The 6942-nt window shown below is 53.5% G+C and carries 6 protein-coding genes; all 6 read left to right on the forward strand.

Going from position 1 to position 6942, the window contains the following annotated elements:
• On the forward strand, window positions 1-243 hold a 243-nt coding region (locus tag B3P58_RS16315; protein WP_286719072.1), incomplete at its 5' end, for a hypothetical protein.
• Between the two features lie 17 nt (window positions 244-260).
• The gene (locus B3P58_RS16320) at window positions 261-1193 is read left to right on the forward strand and encodes a putative metalloprotease CJM1_0395 family protein (RefSeq protein ID WP_286719074.1); all 933 of its coding nucleotides are present in this window, start codon (window positions 261-263) and stop codon (window positions 1191-1193) included.
• A 229-nt stretch (window positions 1194-1422) separates the two neighbouring features.
• Window positions 1423-3228: an acyl-CoA dehydrogenase C-terminal domain-containing protein gene (locus B3P58_RS16325; RefSeq protein ID WP_145466371.1), complete on the forward strand. Its 1806-nt coding sequence runs from the start codon at window positions 1423-1425 to the stop codon at window positions 3226-3228.
• A gap of 173 nt (window positions 3229-3401) precedes the next feature.
• On the forward strand, window positions 3402-5198 hold the full coding sequence (locus B3P58_RS16330) for an acyl-CoA dehydrogenase C-terminal domain-containing protein (RefSeq protein ID WP_286719076.1): 1797 nt from the start codon (window positions 3402-3404) through the stop codon (window positions 5196-5198).
• A gap of 95 nt (window positions 5199-5293) precedes the next feature.
• The gene (locus B3P58_RS16335; RefSeq protein ID WP_286719078.1) at window positions 5294-5929 is read left to right on the forward strand and encodes a TetR/AcrR family transcriptional regulator; all 636 of its coding nucleotides are present in this window, start codon (window positions 5294-5296) and stop codon (window positions 5927-5929) included.
• Between the two features lie 74 nt (window positions 5930-6003).
• Complete coding sequence (locus B3P58_RS16340) at window positions 6004-6591, forward strand: TetR/AcrR family transcriptional regulator (protein WP_286719080.1); 588 nt, start codon at window positions 6004-6006, stop codon at window positions 6589-6591.
• Window positions 6592-6942 lie beyond the last annotated feature (351 nt).

The raw sequence follows: 6942 nt of genomic DNA on the forward strand, positions 1-6942 counted from the left end.
GGATCAACTACCGGCTCAGCCTTTACATCCGGCGCTTATGCCGTCGATCAGGGTAATGCCCAGGTCAAACGTGCCGCTCAGGATGTCGTGGATGCAACGACCAGTCGCCCGGTTGAAGGTGTTGGCAATCTGTCCTCCGCGATGACCGACCTGAAGCAGGGCGAACAAGCGGTTGCTGCCGGCAGCAAAGTTCTCGAAGCGGCCGACAAGCAGCTTGGCACCCTGATTGATACTCAGGCCTGAGAACTGAGATCGCGGCTATGCAGGTTTCTCCAGCTTCTTCACCCACACTGAGCAGTGCGCTTCCCAGCGGAGGCGCGGCTGTACAGTTATTGGCGAAAGAAGGAGAGAATGCAGCTTCTGCAGTGTTTGCTCCGGTTGAAGAGGTGTCCCTCAGTGCAGCCGCAACCGATGCGGGAATGCGCAAGCTGCAAACGTCAGCCGAAACATATTCCCGTCCACGCCGCAGCGCAGAAAGTAATACACCTCCGTTAAATCAGGACTCCGCAGAGGACGCAGCACCAGCGGCGGAGGATGCACAACAGCGCCGTTCGGCGGAAGAACAGATTATCGCCAGAAGGGCGCAGCGCAACGAACAGAATCAGGCGTTGGCCGATGCTGAGTTACAGCAGATCCGTGAGCTGAAGCAGCGTGATCAGGAAGTGCGCGCTCACGAGCAGGCTCATGCCAGTACCGGCGGCAGTTATGCCGGCAGTGCTAACTTCACCTATCAGCAAGGCCCGGATGGCGTACGTTATGCCGTTGGCGGCGAAGTCCCGGTTGATGTCAGTAAAGTGGCCAATGATCCGGCGGCAACGATCAGCAAAATGGAGCAGGTGCAGCGTGCTGCATTGGCGCCGGCTGAGCCTTCTTCTCAGGATCGCCAGGTGGCTGCTCAGGCTGGTCAGCTTGCAGCACAGGCTCTGAATGAGTTGTCTGAGCAGCAGCGTGACTTTCGGGCGGCCGAATTGGAAAAAGTGAAGAATGAGCAGGAACAATCCCGCGCGGAAATGGATGAGGCGCGCAAAGAGCAGGAAAAGGCCGATAAAAAGCTGAACGATGACGAGCAGATTTCAGCAGCAGAGCGCTTTGCTGAGCAAAACGCCCGCCTGCGCAAAATCAATGAAGTGTTGTTGCAGATCAGTCTCCCTCAGCCTGTCAGCGCAGGACAGCTGCTGAACGACGTGGTCTGACCCCTGTTCTGATCGTTAAGCCGGCATCAGCCGGTTTTTTTTCGCCTCGCAGGTGGCCTGACGAACTAAGCTTTTACCTGCCATTTCTTGAGGAAGCGTACCCATGGGGTTGACATTAACCGGTGGCGAACGTATGTTTCAAACACTTGTTTGAATTGGCAGTGTGATACTGCCCTAAACTCAACAGCAGCATTGCTGCAAGAACATAACAGGCTACGAGGTCTTTCCTATGCCAGATTACAAGGCTCCCCTGCGTGAAATTAAGTTCGTTATGGACGAACTGTTGGATATGCCAAGCCACTATGCCAGCCTGCCGGCTTACGCTGAAGTTGCTACTCCTGACATGGTTGATGCCATCATCAGCGAAGGTGCTAAATTCTGCGAACAGGAACTGGCTCCGCTGAACCGCGTTGGTGACCTCGAAGGCTGTACCCGTCATGACGACGGTTCTGTTACTACTCCGACCGGCTTCAAAGAAGCTTATGCCAAGTACGTTGAAGGCGGCTGGCCTTCACTGGCTCATGAAGAAAATCACGGCGGCCAGGGCCTGCCAGAGTCTCTGGGCATTGTAATGTCTGAGATGGTTGGTTCTTCTAACTGGTCTTGGGGTATGTACCCGGGTCTGTCTCATGGTGCGATGAACACCATCGAACTGCACGGTACTCCTGAACAGAAAGAAACTTACCTGACCAAGCTGGTTTCTGGTGAGTGGACCGGTACCATGTGTCTGACCGAATCCCACTGTGGTTCTGACCTGGGTATCCTGAAAACCAAAGCTGAGCCAAACGCTGATGGTTCTTACGCCATCACTGGTAGCAAGATCTTTATCTCTGCCGGTGAGCACGACATGGCGGGCAACATTGTCCACATCGTTCTGGCTCGTCTGCCAGGTGCACCAGAAGGTACCAAAGGTATCTCTCTGTTCATCGTTCCTAAGTTCCTGCCAAACGCTGACGGTACTCCGGGCGAGCGTAACAGCCTGATCTGTGGTTCTATCGAACACAAAATGGGTATCCACGGTAACGCTACCTGTGTGATGAACTTCGACGGTGCCAAAGGCTGGCTGATCGGACCTGAGAACAAAGGTCTGAACTGCATGTTCACCTTCATGAACACTGCCCGTATCGGTACTGCTCTGCAGGGTTCTACCGCTGCTGAAGCTTCTTTCCAGGGCGCTCTGGCTTATGCCAAAGACCGTCTGGCGATGCGTTCCCTGACTGGTCCTAAAGCACCTGAAAAAGCGGCTGACCCGATCATCGTTCACCCTGACGTTCGCCGTATGCTGCTGACTCAGAAAGCCTTCGCTGAAGGTGGCCGTGCACTGGTATACCTGACTGCACAGCAGAACGACATCGTTAAGAAAGGTGAGAGCGAAGAAGCACGTAAAGCTGCTGATGAGCTGCTGGGCTTCCTGACTCCGATCGCTAAAGCATTCCTGACCGAAGCCGGTTCTGAAGCGGCTAACCTGGGTATGCAGGTATTCGGTGGTCACGGCTTCATCGCTGAGTGGGGCATGGAACAGATCGTTCGTGATACCCGTATCTCTACCATCTATGAAGGTACTACCGGTATTCAGGCTCTGGACCTGCTGGGTCGTAAGGTTCTGATGACTCAGGGTGCTTCTCTGCGTAACTTCACCAAGCAGATTCACAAGTTCTGTCAGGCTGAAGAAGGTAACGCTGAACTGGCGCCGATGGTTGCTGCTCTGACTGAAGTCAACAAAGAGTGGGGCGATCTGACCATGAAGATCGGTATGTCTGCGATGAAGAACCGCGACGAAGTTGGTGCTGCATCCGTTGATTACCTGATGTACTCCGGTTACGCAGTTCTGGGCTTCCTGTGGGCCCGCATGGCGAAAATCGCTCAGGATGCTCTGGCTAACGGCACTTCTGAAGAAGAGTTCTACAAAGCCAAGCTGACTACTGCGCGCTTCTACTTCGCCCGCATTCTGCCACGCACCAAAGCTCACGCAGCTACCATGGTTGCTGGTGCAGACACCCTGATGGATCTGGCTGAAGAACACTTCGCGTTCTGAGTCTGAGCGCCTGTTCGTAAAAGGCACATCAGTAAAAACCGCGCTTCGGCGCGGTTTTTTCGTATTCTGGGCTGGGCAAGCGGGTCAGAGTAAGTACAATAGCGGCATTTTGTTATCCGGTGGCTGGTTGTAAGCGAGGGTAACATTAAGCTACAGCTAACATGAGGTGAAACATGGCTGAATATAAAGCACCATTGCGCGACATGCGCTTTGTTCTGAATGAAGTTTTTGAAGCAGACAAACTGTGGGCTTCTCTGGCTGGTCTGCAAGGCGCAGTCGATACAGAAACTGCGGAAGCCATTCTGGAAGAATGTGGCAAGATCGCCAGTCAGGTTCTGGCGCCGCTGAACCGCAACGGTGATGAAGTTGGTTCCACCTGGAAGGATGGCGAAGTGACCGCCGCTCCTGGCTTTAAAGAAGCGTACCAGACCTACGTTGAAGCCGGCCTGAACGGCCTGGGTGGTAACCCGGATTTCGGCGGCATGGGTATGCCTAAGACTCTGGTTGGTCAGGTAGAAGAAATGGTGCAGGGTGCCAACATGTCGTTCGGCTTAGCGCCAATGCTGACAGCCGGTGCCTGTTTGTCGCTGAACGCGCACGGTTCTCTGGAGCTGAAAGAGAAGTATCTGCCTAACATGTACTCCGGCGTATGGGCCGGTGCCATGGATCTGACCGAGCCTCACGCCGGTACCGATCTGGGCATTATCCGTACCAAAGCTGAGCCACAGGCTGACGGTTCTTATGCTGTTTCCGGCACCAAGATCTTCATCACCTGGGGTGAGCATGATATGGCCGAAAACATCATCCACCTGGTGCTGGCTAAACTGCCTGACGCGCCGGCTGGCCCTAAGGGTATCTCCCTGTTCCTGGTGCCTAAGTTCCTGGTGAACGAAGATGGTTCTCTGGGTGAGCGCAACACCATGTCCTGTGGTTCTATCGAGCACAAGATGGGTATTAAAGGTTCTGCTACCTGTGTAATGAACTTCGACGGCGCCAAAGGCTGGCTGGTCGGTGAAGAAAACAAAGGTCTGGCCTGTATGTTCACCATGATGAACTACGAGCGTCTGGGTGTGGGTATCCAGGGTATCGGTGCAGCCGAAGCCTCTTATCAGAGCGCTGTTGAATACGCCCGTGACCGTATCCAGAGTCGTGCTCCGACCGGTGCTGTGGCTAAAGACAAAGCCGCTGATCCGATCATCGTTCACCCTGATGTTCGCCGTATGCTGATGACTATGCGTGCTTTCAACGAAGGTGGCCGTGCATTCTCTACCTACGTTGCCAAGTGGCTGGATATTGCCAAGTTCTCTGACAACGCCGAAGAGAAGCAGCACGCTGATGCGATGCTGGCTCTGCTGACTCCGGTTGCCAAGGCTTTCCTGACCGACAACGCTCTGGAATCTGCTATTGCTGGTCAGCAGGTATTCGGTGGTCACGGCTTTATCCGTGAATGGGGCCAGGAGCAGTATGTGCGTGATATCCGTATCACTCAGATCTACGAAGGCACCAACGGTATTCAGTCTCTGGACCTGATCGGCCGTAAGATCGCTGCCAACAATGGTGCGTTCTACAAGCTGTTCGAAGCCGACATCAATGCGTTCATCGCCTCTCAGGCTGATAACGAAGCGATGGCCGAGTTCATCGAGCCACTGAAGGCGGCTCTGGAAAACCTGAATGACCTGACTCAGTGGGTTATGGACGCAGCGGCTAACAACCCGAACGAAATCGGTGCGGCCTCTGTTGAATACCTGCACGTGTTTGGTTACACCGCGCTGGCTTACATGTGGGCGAAGATGTCTGCAGTGGCCTTGCCAAAAGCAGATGACGCTTCCGGCTTCTACAAAGCCAAACTGGCAACTTCACGTTTCTACATGAAGCGTCTGCTGCCACGTTACATTGGCCTGAGCGCTGCTGTAAAAGGTGGCTCTGAGCCTCTGTTCGAACTGGACGAAGAACTGTTCGCAACTGCGTAAGTTCTGCTTCCACAAAAAGCCGCCTTCGGGCGGCTTTTTCGTTTTTGCGGTCAGGCCCGGGCGCTGTTAGCATGATCCGCCCCCGGGAGTTGTTTATGACCTTATCTGTTTCTGCTGTTTCTGTTGTTGCTGCTGAATCTCCTACCCGTGCTCAACTGCTGCAGGCATTGTTGACGCTGATGACTGACCAGCCTTTCTCTTCTATTACCGTTCAGCAGATAAGCCGTCATGCGGGGCTGGCTCGGCAGACTTTTTATCAGCATTACCGCAGTCGTGAGGAGCTGCTGCTGGACTATGTCGATACGGTATTTGCTGAATTCTATGACGATATTGCCGGCATGGTTGAAGAGTCACCGCAGCTGAGCAGTGATATCAGCCAGCGTTTGTTTGAACAGTGGAACCGCCACCGTGATTTCAGTCGCCTGATCTTTAATGCGGGGCTTGAATCGCTGCTGATCAAGCGTTTTCAGAACTACATTACCCGGGTATTGGGCCTCTATGTGCGCCAGCATCAGATTGTCGTCAGTGATGCGGAGCGCCTGGGTTTTATGATCGATTATCTCGCCGGTGCATCCTGGATGATGCTGGATCGCTGGGTGCGTAATGATTTCCGCTATCCGCCGGACAAGCTGGCGGAGCTGTTCAGCGAACTGAGCCGGCCCGGATTCCTGAATGTGATGCTGCAGCGTCAGCCGCGACCGTGTCTGGCACAGATAGACGATTGTCTATAAAATTCAATGGCGTATGCTGAATTACAAATACAATAATAAATCCGGGTAATGGCCTTGCCCGTGGCGACCATATTATGAGTAAAGATCTCGACAAGCGTGTTGAACGTTCACGGCGTTTATTGATGAATACGCTGCTGGAGCTGATGGCGGAAGAGCCTTATAGCAAAATTTCCGTGGCTCATATCTGTGAGCGTTCCGGTGTGGCACGTCCCACTTTTTATCTGCATTACCGTTCGAAAGACGACTTGCTTAAAGGGTATATCGAAAGCATGTTCATGCAGTTCTATGAGCAGATTGACAGCTACCTGACAAAGTCTCCCAATGCCGATCCGATTATTGCAGAAATTATGTTCCGGCAATGGTCTGATAACGCAACCTTTGCAAGGTTGTTGGTTGAAGCCGATATCGAAGCGCTGATGCTGACAGAGTTCAAACGTTACGTCGGACGTATTATGGAGCGTTATATCGGCGCCCACTCTTTGCCGATAAAAGACACCAGCCTGATGAATTATGTCATCGACTTTCTTGCCGGTGCATCCTTTATGGTCATTGTGCGCTGGGTTAAAGATGGTTTTCCGGTGGATGCCAAAGAAATCGGTGCGCTTTATGCCAACCTTGTGCGGCCAGGACTGTTGCAGGTTTTACTCAGTGGCAAGTTGTAACGCTTAAACCTGAAAGAGAAGGAATAAAAAAAGAGCCCATTGGGCCACTGCTGTCCCACAGTTTTTAATCAGCACCATAAGTAGCAAAAACATTGTTTTTAACATCAAGGCCTGCTGCCTCGCAGGGGAACTTATCCCCTTGCCGGCGGGCCGACCCCAGCTTCGCGCTTTCTGGGCCGTGAGACTCCGGGCGTCCTGCCCTTCGCGCTGCGCGCCAGCCTTCGGCTGTTCATTTTGCTCCGGCAAAATAGTCCTTGAAACCTTGATATTTACTGGCCGCGTGACTCATCGGCCATCCATGGCCGGAGCCGCTTGTCCGCATCCCTGCGGACAGACCAGACATATCGGCGG

Origin of the sequence: Thalassolituus sp. UBA2009 (genome assembly GCF_002335285.1) — a bacterium.
Taxonomy (GTDB): Bacteria; Pseudomonadota; Gammaproteobacteria; order Pseudomonadales; family Oceanobacteraceae; genus Venatoribacter; species Venatoribacter alkanivorans.

Coding starts and splice junctions, on each gene's coding strand:
- B3P58_RS16325 (WP_145466371.1), top strand. CDS start 1,423: ATGCCAGATTACAAGGCTCCCCTGCGTGAAATTAAGTTCGTTATGGAC.
- B3P58_RS16330 (WP_286719076.1), top strand. CDS start 3,402: ATGGCTGAATATAAAGCACCATTGCGCGACATGCGCTTTGTTCTGAAT.
- B3P58_RS16340 (WP_286719080.1), top strand. CDS start 6,004: ATGAGTAAAGATCTCGACAAGCGTGTTGAACGTTCACGGCGTTTATTG.
- B3P58_RS16335 (WP_286719078.1), top strand. CDS start 5,294: ATGACCTTATCTGTTTCTGCTGTTTCTGTTGTTGCTGCTGAATCTCCT.
- B3P58_RS16320 (WP_286719074.1), top strand. CDS start 261: ATGCAGGTTTCTCCAGCTTCTTCACCCACACTGAGCAGTGCGCTTCCC.